This window comes from Devosia sp. XK-2 (assembly GCF_037113415.1).
Taxonomy (GTDB): domain Bacteria; phylum Pseudomonadota; class Alphaproteobacteria; order Rhizobiales; family Devosiaceae; genus Devosia.
On record NZ_CP146608.1, the window covers coordinates 26,148 to 40,923 of the forward strand.

The following is a 14,776-nucleotide window of genomic DNA, read 5'->3' on the forward strand; positions in this document are numbered from 1 at the left end:
GAGGCCGAATAGCGATGCCAAGTTGACGTCGGTGGCGAAAGCTTCGGCCAAAGCGCCCAGAGGAGGCCGATCATGATCAAGGATATTGTTGTTCACCTCACCGGATCGAGCGAGGACCAATATCGGCTGGACTGCGCCGAAATGCTGGCGGGCCTGTTCGATGCCCATCTCACCGGGCTGCTTGTGCATGTCGAACCCGAGATCGTGGCCATGCCCGAAGCGCATTACGCCGACGTGCTGCAGACCCTGATCGTCGAGGGGCCGGAGCGAACCGCCCAGCGCAAGGCCAGGCTGAAGGAACGGTTTGCTGGCATGACCACGCCCCCGACACCCATTCGGTCGAAATACTCGATCTTGATGGCCTGCTCGAACTCAGCCGCCGCAGGGCAAACTAGCTGAATCGACCATCGTCAAAGTGGCCATTGGTGGTCCCCATTAGGGTCTTGCATGGTGTGTGGCGCCACAGAGCAGGAGACGGAAAATGGATGATATAGGTCTTAGAGAGCTCATCGAGGACGAGCTGGATTTCGAGCCGAGCGTCGATGCGGCCGATATCGGTGTCACGGTGGAAATGGCATTGTAACGCTGTCGGGCCATGTCCCCAGCTATGCCCAGAAAACCAGGATCGAGGAGATCGTGGGCCGGACCAAGGGCGTACGCGGCTATGCCGAGGAAATCGAAGTCCGGTTTCCCGGTGAGAAATATATGGCCGACGATATTCTGGCTGCCCGCGCCGCCGACCTGATCAAGTGAAACGCCTGAGCCGCGCCCGGCGTCAGGCAGGTGGAGGATCATCTGCGCATCTCGCAATGCCGGATTGCTTGCTGGAACGCCATGGGTGCTCCAGCCCGGGCGCAGACAATCGCAGGATATTCCTGAGGAGGGCGTCATGACCAATGCGCAATGGCATAAGGACAATCCGGTCCCCATCTATCCGCGATCGGCTTTTCTGGGCTGGCATTTGCGGCACGAAGCCGTGTGCGCCTGCCGCCCCACGCCCGAGGCCGTGCTGCGCGCGCTCGATGACCTCGGTATCGTTACGCCCGGCCGGATAGAGCGCATGCTTGTGCCGGCGACCATGCCGGACCGGCCCCCAAAGGCAAGCAAGGCAAGGCCCGGTCAATGCCGGACCATGGCGCAATCGGCGCCTGGGCGGTGAGGGGCATCAGAGCGGCAGGCGCACCCGTGCCGGTTCGGAGGCCGGCACCGTCTCGAAGGTGAAGCCGAGCTTTGCGCAAAGCGCCAGCATGCCCCGGTTGTCGCGCAGGACAACGCCGAAAAGCTCGCCGATCCCCTGGCTCCTGGCATAATCGATCAGCCGGCCCAGCAATCCTTCGCCCAGCCCCTGGCCCTGCAGATCGCTGCGTATCAGAAGTCCGAACTCGGCCCGCCGGCGGTCGGGATCGGCCGCATAGCGGACAATACCGGCAAGATCGCCATTGGAATGCTCGAGGGCCACAAAGGCGATGTCCCGGTCGTAGTCGAGCTGGGTCAGGCGCACCAGGGTCTCATGCGACAGCTCGGGCAGCGTGGTCAGGAAGCGCTGGCGCAGATCCTCGGGCGTCACGCGCGACAGGAAGGCGGGATAGAGCGCCGCATCGACAGGGCGGATCGGGCGGACATCATAGTGCTGGCCATTGGTGGTCAGGGTGCTGTTCCAGCCCGACGGATAGGGTCGGATGACGAGCGCGGGATTGGGCGCAACCATTCCGTTGCGCGACAGGTCCACCTCGATCCGCGCGTCCAGGGCCACGACGCCGTTCTCATCGGCGAGCAGCGGGTTGATGTCGAGTGCCTTGATCTGCGGAAAGTCGATCACAAGCTGGGAGACGGCCTTGATAGCCTGGATGACAAGGCTGCGCTCGACGGCGGGCCGGTCGCGATAGCCGGCCAGCAATCTGCTGATCCGCGTGCGCCCTATCATGTCATCGGCAAGGACATCGTCAACCGGCAGCAATTCCATGGTGGTGTCGCGCACGACTTCAACCGCGGTGCCGCCGGCGCCGAACATCAGGACGGGACCGAAGACGGGATCGCTGGCCACCCCGATGATCAATTCCTGCGCCTTGGGGCGCGCTATCATCGGCTGGACGGCGAAACCCTCGAGCTCGGCCTTGAGGTTCCTGGCTTCCAGACGGGCGGCAATGGCTCTGGCGGCCGCTTCGGCGTCCGCGGCACTATCGATATCGAGGACGACGCCGCCCAGATCGGATTTGTGGGTCAGCGTTCCGGACACCATTTTGACCGCGATCTTGTCGTGCTGGCTGAGCAGGTCCGCAGCGGCGGCCATGACCGCGCCGGGCTCGACGGCCATGATGGTGCGCGGCACGGCGATGCCATAGGCCGCAAGGACCGCCTTGGCCTCCGGTTCGGTCAGCATGGAGCGGCCTTTGCCCATGGCCGCGTCGAGCACCTGTCCGGCAGCGCCCTTGTCGACATGCAGGGTTTCATAGGTTTCCGGCACCCGCTGCAATTGCACGCCAAGCTGGCGCCAGCGCAGCAGCAGGTTCAGGCCCTCGGCCGCCTTTTTGGGCGTATCCAGGCTCGCTATGCCGGCGGCATTGAGCGCCTTGCGGGCCGGTGTGGCGGCAAATTCCCCCAGCCAGGTTGCAAGCACTGGCTTGCCATTGACATAGCCCTTGTCTGCAATGGCCGCCACGGCCTGCGCAGCGGCCAATGGCTCGGCCAGGGCCGTGGGACAATTCATCACCAGCAGCGCATCGACATGATCGTCGGCTGCGACTGCCTGTACCGCATCCACATAGCGCTGGGGCGGCGCGTCGCCGATGATGTCGACCGGATTGGCGCGCGACCAGGTCGGTGGCAGGACCTTGTCCAGCGCGGCGATAGTCTTGGGCGAGAGTTCCGCCAACCGGCAATTGTGATCGAGCAGGTGATCGACGGCCAACACACCCGCGCCGCCGCCATTGGTCACAATGGCGACTCGGGCCTGCGCCATGGGTCTGAAACGGGCGGTGATCTCGGCCGCCGAGAACAGGTCCTCCAGATCGTTGACCCGGATAATGCCCGCCCGGCGCAGGGCGGCCTCGACCACGGCATCGGCGCCGGCCAGGGCCCCGGTATGGGTCTGGGCCGCCCGCGCGGCTTCGGCGTGACGGCCGGGCTTCACCGCGATCACTGGCTTGAGCCGCGCCGCAGCCCGCGCTGCGGACATGAATTTGCGGCCGTCCGGAACGGATTCGAGATACATCAGAATAGCCGAACAATTCGGATCGAGCGCCAGCATGTTGAGGCAATCGCCCACATCCACATCGGCCATGTCTCCGAGCGAGACGATCTGCGAAAAGCCGACGCCCTCGGCCTCCGCCCAATCGATGACGGATGAAACGATGGCGCCCGATTGCGACAGGAGCGCCAGCGAGCCGGGCCGGGCGTTGAGATGGGAAAAGCTGGCATTCAGTCCCAGACGAGGGGCCAGCAGGCCAATCGTGTTCGGACCGATGATGCGCAGGCCATGCCGGCTGGCCGCCTCCAGCATGCGCTGCTTGAGATTACCCTTCTCCCCCATGCCGGCAGTGATGATGACGGCGGCGCGTCCGCCAGCCTGGCCGATCTCGTCAATAATGGCCGGTATGGTGGATGGCGGCGTGGCGATGATGCAAAGATCGGGCACGGCCGGCAGGTCCGTGACGCTGGCAAAGCAGGGCCGGCCCGAGAGGCGCCGATATTTCGGATTGACCGCATAGACCTCGCCCTTGAAGCCGCCCGCCAGGATATTGGCCATGACCAGCATTCCAAGGCTGCCGGGACGTTCGGAAGCGCCGATAAGGGCGACCGATTGGGGAGCAAAGGCCCGGTCCAGGTGGCGAATAGTCATGTCAGATCTCTTCCTGCAGCTTATGTCGCCTCGTTTTAGCCGTGCGGGGTCCGCCCGCCTTGACCTGACGCAAAGGTCCGCGCCTTTTGTCGGTCAATGGCGTCACCCTGCGCTCTTGGTCGTCGGCAAGCAATCGCCCCGGCCGGGGCCGGGGCGATGGTGCAGATCGTCAAGGGTGAACCGGCTATTGCCGGCCCAGCGCCAGTGACAGGAGAAGGCCGATGGCCGCGGCGACACCGACGGTCAGCAAGGGTTGCCGCCGCAGCGAATCCTCGAAGGACTGTTCAAGGCTGATGGCATTGCGCCGGGCCCGCCCGGCAAGCCTTACCGCGGGTCATCGCCGCTCTTGACGCTGGTCAAATCAGGGGGCTGGCTGCGGGACTATGCTCGTGTCTGCCTTTGCTTTGGAAGGAGTGGAGCCACGCAAGTAGAACAGGCCATGCACAAGGGTGCCAATTGCGTGCCGGCAGACATGCCGGTCGGCGAGATCACGGCGCTGATGAAGAAGGACGATATCGGCGCGGTACCTGTCTGCGAGAACGACCGGCTGGTGGGCATGATCACCGATCGGGATCTGGCAATGAGATTGCTGCCCAATGGCACCGATCCCAAGCGCCAGACGGCCCGAAACGTCATGATCGCCGGCATTGTCTTCTGCCGCACCGACCAGTCGGTCGAAGATGCGGTCCACCTGATGGAAGACAAGAAAATCCGGCGTCTTCCGGTCATCGACGACAAGAAACGCCTCGTCGGCATGCTGTCCCTGTCCGACATTTAGCATCACGCCAGCTGCGAACTCTCAGGCGAACTGGTTCAGGCCGTGGCCATGCCGCACGCCTGAGCCCCCGGACGCCGGGCCGCGGCCAAGCGCGACCTTGCGCCGGCTATTGCCCGCCGCCCCGGGCGGTCATCGCAGGCTGCGCGGGGTGGGGACCAGAAGGCCGCGCTGCTCCATGGCCTTGAGGACGCTGGGAGGAATGGGCCGGCATCCGCACTGGGCGGCGTGAGCCATATGCCAATCGATGCGCTCGTCCATTCGCGCATTGGGCGGCATTTTGTGCTCCTCGTGCCACTGCCGGTTGATGGCCTGCATCTGGGATTTCATATCGGTCTCCCTGCCGAGAGGACTGTTGCGCGGAACTTTGCCTCATTGACGGCAACGGACTTTGATCATGGTCAATCGCCCGGCCGAAAACCGCCCGCCAATTTGATCGCGATCCAATTGCCACTCATTCATTCGGCCTAGGCTGGGCTTTCACAATGAAGGTGCGACGATGAACCGAACCCTGTTTCCAAGCCAATCTCTCATTCTGGTCTGCGACGGCGCCAAGGCGCTGCTCTTCGAGAATGCGGGCGATGCCCAGGCGCTCAATCTCAGCCGCTCGACATCAGGGAGGAACCTCACCCACCGACCCGGGGTCTGGGGGCCGACCGTCCCACCCGCGTCTATGACAGCATGGATGGCTCACGGAGCGGGGCTGAGCAGACTGATTGGCACGAGGCGGCCGAGGTCGACTTTCTGGCGAAAGTGGCTCAAGTCCTGGAGCAGGCTGTGGCCCAGCGACGTCCACCCCGGCTCAGCCTGGTCGCTCCCCCGCGCGCATTGGGCATATTGAGACAGGAACTGGGCGAGGCGACGCGGGCGGCCCTTGCGGCCGAGATCGCCAAGGACCTGGTCAATCACCCGGTTCCCGAAATCGAGAAACAGCTTGCCGCCATGCGCCAGCTCACTTGATCGGCCCGCGTGCCGGATGGAAACGGTCTAGAATGCTCGTCACATCAGCATCGGATAATTGACGGAAGTCGGCGTAGAAAGCGCCGACGCCGCCAAATGCCTGGTGCGTTTCAAGGCAAACCACATCATCGGCCTCTGGCCCGAGTGCCGCCATTGTCTGGGTCTGGCCCACTGGCACTGCCAGCACGAGGCGGCGCGGCTTTCTGCGGCGCAGCGCGCGCAGGGCCGCCCGCATTGTCGCACCCGTGGCCACGCCGTCATCGACCACGATCACAGTTTTTCCTTCGATTTGGGGCGGCGGCCGGTCGCCGAGATAGCGCGCCCGGCGCCGGTCGATCTCATTTGTTTCGTCCTGCTTGATGCGGTCGAACGTGGCCTCGGAGATTTGCGCGTGAGCAATAACCTCTTCGTTTCGCACCACAATGGGATCGGGATCATCGACAATGGCGCCGGCCGCCAGCTCCACATGGCCGGGCACGCCAATTTTGCGGACCAGCAGGAGATTCAGCGGGGCGCCCAGCGCTTCGGCAACCGGGGCCGCCACAGGAACACCGCCCCGGGGCAAGGCGAGAACCAGAGGGCTCTGGTCCCGATAGGAGAGCAGGGCGGTTGCAAGCCTCTGCCCGGCTTCTGTTCGGTTCTTGAACCCCATGGGCATGGTTCCTGAAATCGGTCCTCTGGATTGGACAGTAAAATCCCTGCCAGCGCCAGACATATGAGGCCGGAGCGGCCTTGCACGCTGCCGGCCTCGGTTCAGGTCACGCCGCCTTGACGGTAATCTTCTGCTCGCGCTTTTGCGGAGCGTGACGGTCAGCACGCCCTTATTGAAGCGGGCCTCGATCTTGTCGGCGGCCACGCCGTCGGGCAGGGCGAAGCTGCGTTCAAACGAACCGAACCGGCGTTCGCGCGGATAATAGTCACCAGACTTTTCCTCCTTCTCGTCCCGCTTTTCACCCTTGATGGCAATATTGCCATTGCGCAGCACCACCTCGATGCTCTTTTCATCGAGACCGGGGAACTCGGCGGTGATTTCAAAGGCTTTTTCCCGTTCGATGATATCGACGGCCGGCGCCGACCATCCGAAACTCCGCACCATGGCCGAGGACCGGCCCGGGGCACGGAAAGGATGCAGCCAGTCATTGCCATAGAGATCATCGAAGAGGCGATCGACCTCCTGACGCAGAGCCTCGAAGGGCCGCCAGGCGGTCGCTTCAGGGCGCGCCGGAGCGACGCCTTCCTTACGGATAGGGAGCTTTGTGGTTGTATCGGCCATGGTCAGGTCCTCCAGTTAGGGTTTGCGAGCACGATGGTCGGGGCCGGGCGCGGTGAAATTGACGATGGTCAAGAGTGCAGCAAGTCGCCCAGCACCAAACCGCTTGCAGGAGCTCTGGCGGGACGGTTTCGCTGTCGATGGCGAATTCCACAGAACTGGTTGCATGGCGCGCGACACATTCCGAACCGCAAAGACCTTGATGAGGTAAGCGACTGGCTATGAAGCCGTCTTGGCGATTGTCTCGGTTTGGTCCGACGACGCAATCGGGCGCCGAGCGACCTTCTTGAAGCCTATCAGATGCTGGTATGCTTGGCGGCTTTGCAGCTGTTCCAGCGTCTCGATGGCCGGCGCCCCTAGCGCCCTGGAAAGGTGGAGCACCAAGTGCCGGTCCACACAGAGGCCCACATGAGCGCCATAGCTATCCCTGATGTTGTTCAGGAGCACGAGATTGAATTGCTCCATGGAGGCCGCGACAGACGTAAATGCCTGGTCGTCCCAAAGCTCGCTGGACCGAAAGTCCGGAATTTCGAACCCGAAATGCCGCAGGACGCAATAGGCATATTGTTGGCAATTGGCACCGCCAACCAGGCCGGATGCGCTCGGCGACCCCGGGTAGTTCCGGCCACTATACTTGACGTTCCAGAAGGCCGGAGGAAGGGGAAGCGGTGAACGCGACAGGTCGAAGACATCGGCTTTCATGGAAGGTCCACCGGCATTGAACCACCTCTTACCAAGCAGCTTGGGATATGGCCTGCGCCAGAATTTGGGACGCTACAATGACCTCCGTGCCGGCAAGCCCCGCGGAACAGAAAAGTGTAATATCGTCTGGCTTGCGCCGCTCAGGCAGCCCCCCCTGCACGATTTCGGCCAGGTCCAGCATGCGGTCGAGACTGGACGACCCCGCGAGAAAGAACGGCCGCGGGTAGGCCCCTACTTGCTCAGGCGAATCCGTGGCGATGAGCGCCGCCCGATCCGCTACATCCGTACCCAGTTCATGATCATCGATAAATTTCGGACCTACGGTGTCCACATGGGTTCCGCGCGCCAGCCACGCCGCGTCCAGGACTGGTCTGGAGCTTGTTGTGGCGCAAATGACTATGTCCATCTCCCGGACAGCATCTTCAGGCTTGTCCACGGCCCGCACCGGAAAGCCGATCCTTGCTGTCATTTCCAAAGCAAAAGCCTTGCGGTTTGCCGCGCTGCGACTGAAGACGAACGCTTCCTCAACCTTGCGCACAGACGCGGCGGCCTCCAACTGCGTCCTCGCCTGCATCCCGCTTCCGACAATACCGACCCTTTTTGCGTCAGCTCGGCTCATTTGGCGGATGGCCACGCCACCTATGGCGCCGGTTCTGATTTCACCGAGCCGTGTACCAAGGATGATGCCCAAGAGTTTGGCGGTCGAGGCGGACCATACGGCAACCAACTGCGTATGATCGTTACCCGCAAAGGTATCATAGACCCGGAAACCAGCGGTGGGCGCAGTTCCGGTTGTGCCGCCTACCGTAAACACCAGATCACCAAAGTCCCCGAACCTCACGTTGTGACGCGGCGGAGAGACAAGCCGACCTGTTGCCTTGCCCATCAGAGCCCCTTCGACCGCATTTATGGCGATAGGCATCAGGTTCGGCGCGTCCAGATCTTTGTCGTTCAGAATGTGCACCATGCCTCACACTAACCCGCACGCGCGGAGCTGCAAACCTTTCTGGCCCCGCGCTGTCTCTCGGCTGGGCTGGCATTTGGCCGCGCCGGCATCGGCAGTTACTGTTCTGGGGGGCGGGAACATTGGCAATGGACGTGCCCCGTGTTACAGCCCGCGCAGTGCGGACGTGGTGGAATCGGTAGACACAACGGACTTAGACAACTTGAGTGCGCCGGGAGAAATCCTGGACGTAGAACCGCTCAAATTCGGGGAAAGCTGGGGCTTATGCCTTGCCAATCCCGAGCCAAGCCGCAGCGCGCTGCGGAAGGTGTAGAGACTAGACGGGCGGCACCTAAGGCGATGGCTAGGGTGAAGGTATAGTCCAGACCACGAACGCCTTTTGGGGCGGCGGTGAAAGCCGAAGTGGTATGAAAATCCGTCGGGGGTATCCCCATGCGGGTTCGAGTCCCGCCGTCCGCACCAATGCTTTTTTCGGAATCTGTGCCGCAGCCCTGATGCCTGGGCCACCCTGCCAAAGGCGGGATTGACAGGTCCGGCATTTTTGGATCGCTTGAGCGCCTTGTGGACTATGCCGCCGGGCCCGCGCGGCAATAGGCGAGGGCGTTGGCGCGATGGTAAACCAGGCAAGAATAGAGCGCGGCTCGCGCGCCTATTGGCAAGCTTCGGCGGCCCTGTTTCTCGCCGCCTTCTCGGTTTTTGCGGCGGTCTATTCGGTCCAGCCCCTGCTGCCCATCTTTGCCGCCGAATTCGGGCTGGACGCGGCGGGCAGTTCGGTTGCCCTGTCGGCAACCACGGCGACGCTGGCCATCAGCCTGGTGCTGATGGGCTGGCTCGGCAATCGCTTTGACCGCAAGGCGCTGATGCTGACCACAATGATGCTGACGGCCCTTCTCGTGCTGGCCGTGCCGGCGAGCCCGGCCTGGGGGGCGCTGGTGGGTGCGCGGGCGCTGCTTGGCCTGGCCGTATGCGGCGTACCGGCCATTGCCATGGTCTATCTGGCCGAGGAAATGTCCAATGACGCGCTGGGCCTGGGCATGGGGCTCTTCGTGGGTGGCTCGGCCCTGGGTGGCATGTCGGGCCGCCTGATGATCGGCGCGCTGGCCGATCTGATGGGGTGGCGCGCGGCATTGACGGCGCTGGGGGTGCTGATCCTGATCAATGCCGTGCTGTTCGTGCTGCTGCTGCCCGCACCAAAGACGCCGCGCGGTCGCGTCCTGTCGCCGCGCGAATTGGCCGACAATGTCCGCATATTGTTTTCCGATAAGGCGCTGCCGCTTCTGTTCTTGTGCTCATTTCTGATGATGGGTGGCTTTGTCGCCATCTATAATTACGTTGGTTTTCGGCTGCTCGAGGCGCCGTACAGCCTTGCGCAGAGCCAGATCGCGCTGGTTTTCGTCGTCTATCTCGTGGGGACCGTGGGCTCTGCCTGGATGGGCGCGCTGGCCGGGCGGCTGGGCCGTCGCAAAGTGTTCTGGGCATTGATCGTGGTAATGATCGCGGGCTTGGCGGTCACGCTGGCGGCCCCGCTCTGGCTGATCGTCCTGGGCATGGCCATTCTTACCTTCTCCTTTTTTGGCGCCCATTCGATAGCCAGTGCCTGGGTGGCGCGGCGGGCCCAGCAGGCGCGGGCCCAGGGCAGCGCCATCTACCTTCTGGCCTATTATGCCGGGTCGAGCCTGATCGGTACGCTGGGCGGCTATGGCTGGAGCCATTGGGGCTGGCCGGGCGTGGTGGCCATTTCCGCCGCTGGCTTCGTCATCGCCCTGGCGCTGGCCATACGCCTCTATATCCTGCCGCCGCTCAACCTGCCGTCCGGATGAGGTCCATGGAGCCGGCAATGCTTTTCAGCCCCGGCCCTCTTGGTTTAGGACTGGAGGTGGAGGCAATAAGGGAGGCAAATGGGCCAATGAGGCGCCAATGTCCGGCATGGACGACCAAGGCCGCTCAATCGTGATGAACGGCGTGGCCGTGACGGCGCGCTTTGTGCGCCTGACTGCGCTCAATGCCGTGGTGGGCGTGGCGCTCTGTGTCGCGGGCGCCTATCTGGTGGGCCGGATGGCATCGGACCTCGAAGCGGGGCGTCTTGGTGCCGCCGCCCAGGAAAGCCTCAATGTGCAGGCCGAAGCGCTCAATGGTGCGCTCGACAAATATCGCATGCTGCCCGTGCTGCTCGGGCACCGGCCGGATACCGAAACGCTTTTTGCGCCCGATGTGGAAAGCCAGGCCGCGATGCGTCGGGTGGCGCTGACCGCCGCGGGCCTGTCCGGCGCGCTGGACGTGGTCTTCCTGCGCCCCTCCGGCGCGGTCATTGCTCGCGCGTCGGACACGGTGGACGACGCGATTTCACCTGATGGCCCCCTGATGCTGGCTGCATTGCAGGGGCGCCTGGGGCGCGATGAACGCGTATTGCAGGACGGGCGCCGGGCCTATGTCTTTGCCTCGGCGGTCTGGGCGGACAGCGCCATTATCGGGGCGGTTTTGGTCTATGTGGACCTTGAAACCATTGAGGATAACTGGTCGCTGATCAACAATCCCATCCTGGCCACCGATGCCTTGGGGCGGGTGATCATGTCCAATCGGCCAGACTGGCGCATGGGCCCCAGGCCCGATTTTTCCAAACCGGTGCGTGGCGGCGCGGCGAACCCGACGCGGGACGAACCCACGGACTATCTGGCGCGCTCGCGCGTGCTGCCGCCGCTCAAATGGACCTTGACGGTGCTCTTACGGGCCGCGCCGATCCGCTGGGCGGGTCTGTTCTGGGGCGGCCTGACCGCTGGCCTGGTGCTGGCCCTGGCCCTGGCGGTGCAGATGGTGATCAACCGCTCCATTGCCGCTATTCGCCGGACCCGCTCGCAGCGCGCCATTGCCCTCAGGCTCGAACGCATCGTGCGCGACCGCACGAGGGAATTGTTGCAGACCAATACTTCGCTCGCCCATGAAGTGACCGAGCGCAAGGCGGCGGTGGACCTGTTGCGCAAAACGCAGAGCGAGCTGGTTCAGACCGGTAAGATGGCCGCTCTGGGGCAGATGTCCACGGCGCTCTCCCATGAGATCAATCAGCCGCTCTCGGCGGTCAAGACCTATGCGCAGAACGCGCTGACCTATCTTCAGCGCGGCCGCGTGAACGAGGCCGCCGACAATCTCACGCGCATTTCCGAATTGACCGATCGCATGGCCGAGATCTCCCGGCATTTGCGCAATTTCGCCCGCAAGCCCAATCCCACTTTCGGCGCCACAAGCATTGCCAAGGTGATCGAGGACGCCCTGATCGTGGTTGCGGCGCGGCTGCGCGAAGAGCAGGTGCAGGTTACCAAGGATTTGGGACCGCCCGGGCTCATGGTGCGCGGCGGCCCGGTGCGCCTGCAACAGGTGATCGTCAATCTCGTGCTCAACGCGCTGGACGCCATGGCCGCGCAGAAAATGCAGGCCATCTTTATTACGGTGTCGGAAGAGAACGGGATCGTTCAGGTACGCGTGCGCGATACCGGGCCTGGCATCGCCGCCGAGCTGCTGCCGCAGATCTTCGACCCCTTCTTCACCACCAAGGGCGTGGGACAGGGGCTCGGGCTGGGCCTGTCCATTTCTTTTAACATCGTCAAGGACTTTGGCGGCACGCTCGAAGCGCGCAATGACGAGGACAGCGGAGCCTGCTTTGTGCTGCGGCTCGACGCCGCCGGACAAGATCAGGTGGCGGCCCAATGAGCAGCGACATCGAGGTTCTGCTGGTCGACGACGAGGAAGACCTGCGGCGCGCGACCAGCCAGACCCTGGAACTGGTGGGCTATCCGGTCCGCACCACCGACAATGCCGAAGAGGCTCTGAACCATATTTCGCGCGCCTGGCACGGCATTCTGGTCACCGATATCCGCATGCCGGGCATGGACGGCATGGCGCTTTTGCGCGCGGCCATGGCCATTGATCCTGACCTGCCGGTGCTGCTGCTGACTGGACATGGCGATGTCAACATGGCCGTCGATGCCATGCGCGACGGAGCCTATGATTTCATTGAAAAGCCTTTCTCGGTCGAACGCCTGCTCGATTCCATCACGCGGGCCATGGAAAAACGCCAGCTCACGCTGGAGAACCGGCAATTGCGCTCGAGCGTGGCCAATCGCTCCGATGATCTGGAAACGCGCATTGTCGGGCGGTCGCGCGCCATGCTCAGCATCCGCAAGCAAATCCGCGCCGTGGCCCCGACGCCTGCCGATGTGCTGATTGTGGGGGAAACCGGAACCGGCAAGGAACTGGCGGCGCGCGCCATACACGATCTCTCATCGGACAAGGACCGCCCCTTTGTCGCGATCAATTGCGCGGCCATTCCCGCCCAGATGATGGAGGCCGAATTGTTCGGCTATGAGGTCGGGGCCTTTCCCGGCGCCTTGCGGGCGCGCGTCGGCAAGTTCGAGCATGCGCGCAATGGCACCATCTTTCTCGACGATGTGGAGAATATGCCGCTCGACCTGCAGGCAAAATTGCTGCGCGCCGTGCAGGAGCGCGCGGTGACCCGGCTCGGCTCGCATGAACCGATTGAGCTCAAGGCGCGCTTTATCGCGACATCGAGCGTTGATCTTGAACGGGCGGCCGATGAGGACAAGTTCCGCAAGGATCTTCTCTACCGGCTCAATATCGCCACCCTTCGCCTGCCCTCGCTGGCCGACAGGACCGAGGACATTCCCGAGCTTTTCGCGCATCTGGTGCAGATCGTGGCGACCCAATTGCGCATGCCGGCCCCCAAGCTTTCGGCGCGCTATCTGGCCGAGCTGCAATTGCGGCCCTGGCCGGGCAATGTGCGCGAATTGCGCAATGCCGCCGAACGCTATGTGCTTGGCATCGATGGCCCCGAAGAGCGGCAAATCGCGGCGGGCGGCGCCAGCCTGCGCGAGCGCGTGCAGGAATTCGAGCGCCAGGTGATTGCCGCCGAACTGCAATCCCAGGGTGGGCGATTAAAGGCGGTTTACCAGACCTTGGGCCTGTCGCGAAAATCGCTTTACGAGAAAATGCAGAAGCTGGGGCTGGATCGAAAACAGTTCGTAGACGAGGACGATTGAGGCCAGCGGCGCTGATTTGATCCCAAATCCACCCATGCAAAATGGGCGATGTACCCTTTTCTACCCAAAACCGGACCGGCTGGTCACTTTTTGTGGGCCGGCGGCGTAATTGGCGGTTGTTCAATGCGGCGCGCTGGGGCCCCTGATGGCGCAGCAGATGCAGCAAATGCATCGCGAGCCAATTTTGGGAGAGAGACAATGAAACAGTTTTTGGCCGCCGCCGCACTTGTTGGTGCAATGGCAATGGGCACCCAGTCAGCCATGGCACAGTGTGACGATGGCGAGATCGTCATCAAATTTGCCCATGTCGTGGCCGCCACCGGTCACCCCAAGGGCGATGCCGCAAACCTGTTCGCCCAGCGCGTCAACGACGAGATGAATGGCACTGCCTGCATGGAAGTGTTTCCCAACTCGACCCTGTTCGACGACGACAAGGTGATGGAAGCACTGCTGCTGGGCGATGTGCAGCTCGCGGCGCCCTCCCTCTCCAAATTCGAGGCCTATACGCTCAAATACCGCCTGTTCGACCTGCCATTCCTGTTTGCCGATCTCGAAGCAGTGTCCCGTTTCTTTGCCACCGACACCGCCAAGGACCTGCTGCTGGCGACCGAGGATGTGGGGTATACCGGGTTGGGTTACTGGTCCTCGGGCCTCAAGCAGTTCTCCGCCAACAAGCCTTTGCTGCTGCCCTCGGACGGCAATGGCCTCAAATTCCGTATCCAGACCTCGGACGTGGCCGAGGCCATGATCAGCGCCATGGGCGGTTCGGCCCAGAAGCTCGCCTTTTCCGAAGTCTATGGTGCGCTCCAGACCAAGGTCGTCGATGGCCAGGAAAACACCTGGTCGAACATCTACACCCAGAAGTTCTTCGAGGTGCAGGACGGCATCACCGAGACCAATCACCAATTGCTGGCCTATCTGCTGGTGACCTCGACCGAATGGCTCGACAGTCTCGAGCCGGCGGTGCGCGACCAGTTCCTCAAAATTGCCGAGGAAGTCACCATCGCCGCCAATGACAGCGTGGCGGCCCAGGAAGCCAAGAATCGCCAGAACATTCTCGATGCTGGCGGCACCATCCGCGAGCTGACGCCCGAGCAGCGCCAGGCCTGGGTCGATGCCATGAAGCCGGTCTGGGGCCAGTTCGAAGAGGATATCGGTGCTGAAAACATCGCCGCCGCGGAGGCTGCGAACGCCATGTAACCGAGCCTGGCCCGGGCCC

13 protein-coding genes and 1 pseudogene are annotated in these 14,776 nt (G+C 63.1%); 9 read left to right on the top strand and 5 right to left on the bottom strand.

Annotated elements, in window-relative coordinates; all coding sequences use genetic code 11:
- Positions 1 to 72 precede the first annotated feature (72 nt).
- From V8Z65_RS00130 to V8Z65_RS00140, 3 genes and pseudogenes are all read left to right on the top strand, one after another.
- Entirely contained in the window at positions 73 to 399 is a 327-nt protein-coding gene (locus tag V8Z65_RS00130) for a hypothetical protein (RefSeq protein WP_338721746.1), read from the top strand.
- Between the two features lie 186 nt (positions 400 to 585).
- Positions 586 to 629: pseudogene (locus tag V8Z65_RS00135) on the top strand (hypothetical protein); the annotation flags it as partial.
- Positions 630 to 889: 260 nt separating this feature from the next.
- The gene (locus V8Z65_RS00140; protein WP_338721747.1) at positions 890 to 1,159 is read left to right on the top strand and encodes a hypothetical protein; all 270 of its coding nucleotides are present in this window, start codon (positions 890 to 892) and stop codon (positions 1,157 to 1,159) included.
- Between the two features lie 6 nt (positions 1,160 to 1,165).
- Here the strand turns inward: V8Z65_RS00140 and V8Z65_RS00145 are convergent, their stop codons facing one another.
- A complete protein-coding gene (locus V8Z65_RS00145) occupies positions 1,166 to 3,838 on the bottom strand; it encodes a bifunctional acetate--CoA ligase family protein/GNAT family N-acetyltransferase (protein WP_338721749.1) in 2,673 nt (890 codons plus the stop codon).
- Positions 3,839 to 4,277: 439 nt separating this feature from the next.
- On the opposite strand from V8Z65_RS00145, the gene V8Z65_RS00150 reads away from it, so the two are divergent.
- On the top strand, positions 4,278 to 4,616 hold the full coding sequence (locus V8Z65_RS00150) for a CBS domain-containing protein (protein WP_338721750.1): 339 nt from the start codon (positions 4,278 to 4,280) through the stop codon (positions 4,614 to 4,616).
- Between the two features lie 129 nt (positions 4,617 to 4,745).
- Here the strand turns inward: V8Z65_RS00150 and V8Z65_RS00155 are convergent, their stop codons facing one another.
- Positions 4,746 to 4,943 carry a hypothetical protein gene (locus V8Z65_RS00155; protein WP_338721752.1) on the bottom strand — a complete coding sequence of 66 codons (198 nt, stop codon included), beginning with the start codon at positions 4,941 to 4,943 and terminating at the stop codon, positions 4,746 to 4,748.
- A gap of 315 nt (positions 4,944 to 5,258) precedes the next feature.
- Between V8Z65_RS00155 and V8Z65_RS00160 the strand changes: the two genes are divergently transcribed.
- Entirely contained in the window at positions 5,259 to 5,573 is a 315-nt protein-coding gene (locus tag V8Z65_RS00160; RefSeq protein ID WP_338724083.1) for a host attachment protein, read from the top strand.
- Here the strand turns inward: V8Z65_RS00160 and V8Z65_RS00165 are convergent.
- The 3 genes from V8Z65_RS00165 to V8Z65_RS00175 form a co-directional block, all read right to left on the bottom strand.
- The gene (locus V8Z65_RS00165) at positions 5,566 to 6,846 is read right to left on the bottom strand and encodes an Hsp20 family protein (RefSeq protein ID WP_338721753.1); all 1,281 of its coding nucleotides are present in this window, start codon (positions 6,844 to 6,846) and stop codon (positions 5,566 to 5,568) included. The genes V8Z65_RS00160 and V8Z65_RS00165 overlap by 8 nt on opposite strands.
- Before the next feature lie 216 nt (positions 6,847 to 7,062).
- Positions 7,063 to 7,545, bottom strand: a complete 483-nt coding sequence (locus V8Z65_RS00170; RefSeq protein ID WP_338721754.1) for a hypothetical protein — start codon at positions 7,543 to 7,545, stop codon at positions 7,063 to 7,065.
- 28 nt (positions 7,546 to 7,573) lie between these two features.
- Positions 7,574 to 8,512, bottom strand: coding sequence for an ornithine cyclodeaminase family protein (locus V8Z65_RS00175; protein WP_338721755.1), 939 nt, complete (start codon positions 8,510 to 8,512; stop codon positions 7,574 to 7,576).
- 608 nt (positions 8,513 to 9,120) lie between these two features.
- Here V8Z65_RS00175 and V8Z65_RS00180 point away from each other — a divergent pair.
- From V8Z65_RS00180 to V8Z65_RS00195, 4 genes are all read left to right on the top strand, one after another.
- Positions 9,121 to 10,329 (top strand): MFS transporter, encoded by a 1,209-nt coding sequence (locus V8Z65_RS00180; protein ID WP_338721757.1) that lies wholly within the window; start codon positions 9,121 to 9,123, stop codon positions 10,327 to 10,329.
- A 97-nt stretch (positions 10,330 to 10,426) separates the two neighbouring features.
- Complete coding sequence (locus tag V8Z65_RS00185; protein WP_338721758.1) at positions 10,427 to 12,211, top strand: ATP-binding protein; 1,785 nt, start codon at positions 10,427 to 10,429, stop codon at positions 12,209 to 12,211.
- Positions 12,208 to 13,557 (top strand): sigma-54 dependent transcriptional regulator, encoded by a 1,350-nt coding sequence (locus tag V8Z65_RS00190; RefSeq protein WP_338721759.1) that lies wholly within the window; start codon positions 12,208 to 12,210, stop codon positions 13,555 to 13,557. Before V8Z65_RS00185 ends, V8Z65_RS00190 begins: the two co-directional genes overlap by 4 nt.
- A gap of 198 nt (positions 13,558 to 13,755) precedes the next feature.
- Positions 13,756 to 14,757, top strand: a complete 1,002-nt coding sequence (locus tag V8Z65_RS00195) for a DctP family TRAP transporter solute-binding subunit (RefSeq protein WP_338721760.1) — start codon at positions 13,756 to 13,758, stop codon at positions 14,755 to 14,757.
- Positions 14,758 to 14,776: the final 19 nt, after the last annotated feature.

Excerpts from the sequence above, each read along its gene's own strand:
- V8Z65_RS00170 (WP_338721754.1), bottom strand. The coding sequence starts at position 7,545 with ATGAAAGCCGATGTCTTCGACCTGTCGCGTTCACCGCTTCCCCTTCCT.
- V8Z65_RS00180 (WP_338721757.1), top strand. The coding sequence starts at position 9,121 with ATGGTAAACCAGGCAAGAATAGAGCGCGGCTCGCGCGCCTATTGGCAA.
- V8Z65_RS00130 (WP_338721746.1), top strand. The coding sequence starts at position 73 with ATGATCAAGGATATTGTTGTTCACCTCACCGGATCGAGCGAGGACCAA.
- V8Z65_RS00140 (WP_338721747.1), top strand. The coding sequence starts at position 890 with ATGACCAATGCGCAATGGCATAAGGACAATCCGGTCCCCATCTATCCG.
- V8Z65_RS00150 (WP_338721750.1), top strand. The coding sequence starts at position 4,278 with ATGCACAAGGGTGCCAATTGCGTGCCGGCAGACATGCCGGTCGGCGAG.
- V8Z65_RS00185 (WP_338721758.1), top strand. The coding sequence starts at position 10,427 with ATGTCCGGCATGGACGACCAAGGCCGCTCAATCGTGATGAACGGCGTG.
- V8Z65_RS00190 (WP_338721759.1), top strand. The coding sequence starts at position 12,208 with ATGAGCAGCGACATCGAGGTTCTGCTGGTCGACGACGAGGAAGACCTG.
- V8Z65_RS00145 (WP_338721749.1), bottom strand. The coding sequence starts at position 3,838 with ATGACTATTCGCCACCTGGACCGGGCCTTTGCTCCCCAATCGGTCGCC.
- V8Z65_RS00175 (WP_338721755.1), bottom strand. The coding sequence starts at position 8,512 with ATGGTGCACATTCTGAACGACAAAGATCTGGACGCGCCGAACCTGATG.
- V8Z65_RS00155 (WP_338721752.1), bottom strand. The coding sequence starts at position 4,943 with ATGAAATCCCAGATGCAGGCCATCAACCGGCAGTGGCACGAGGAGCAC.
- V8Z65_RS00165 (WP_338721753.1), bottom strand. The coding sequence starts at position 6,846 with ATGGCCGATACAACCACAAAGCTCCCTATCCGTAAGGAAGGCGTCGCT.
- V8Z65_RS00195 (WP_338721760.1), top strand. The coding sequence starts at position 13,756 with ATGAAACAGTTTTTGGCCGCCGCCGCACTTGTTGGTGCAATGGCAATG.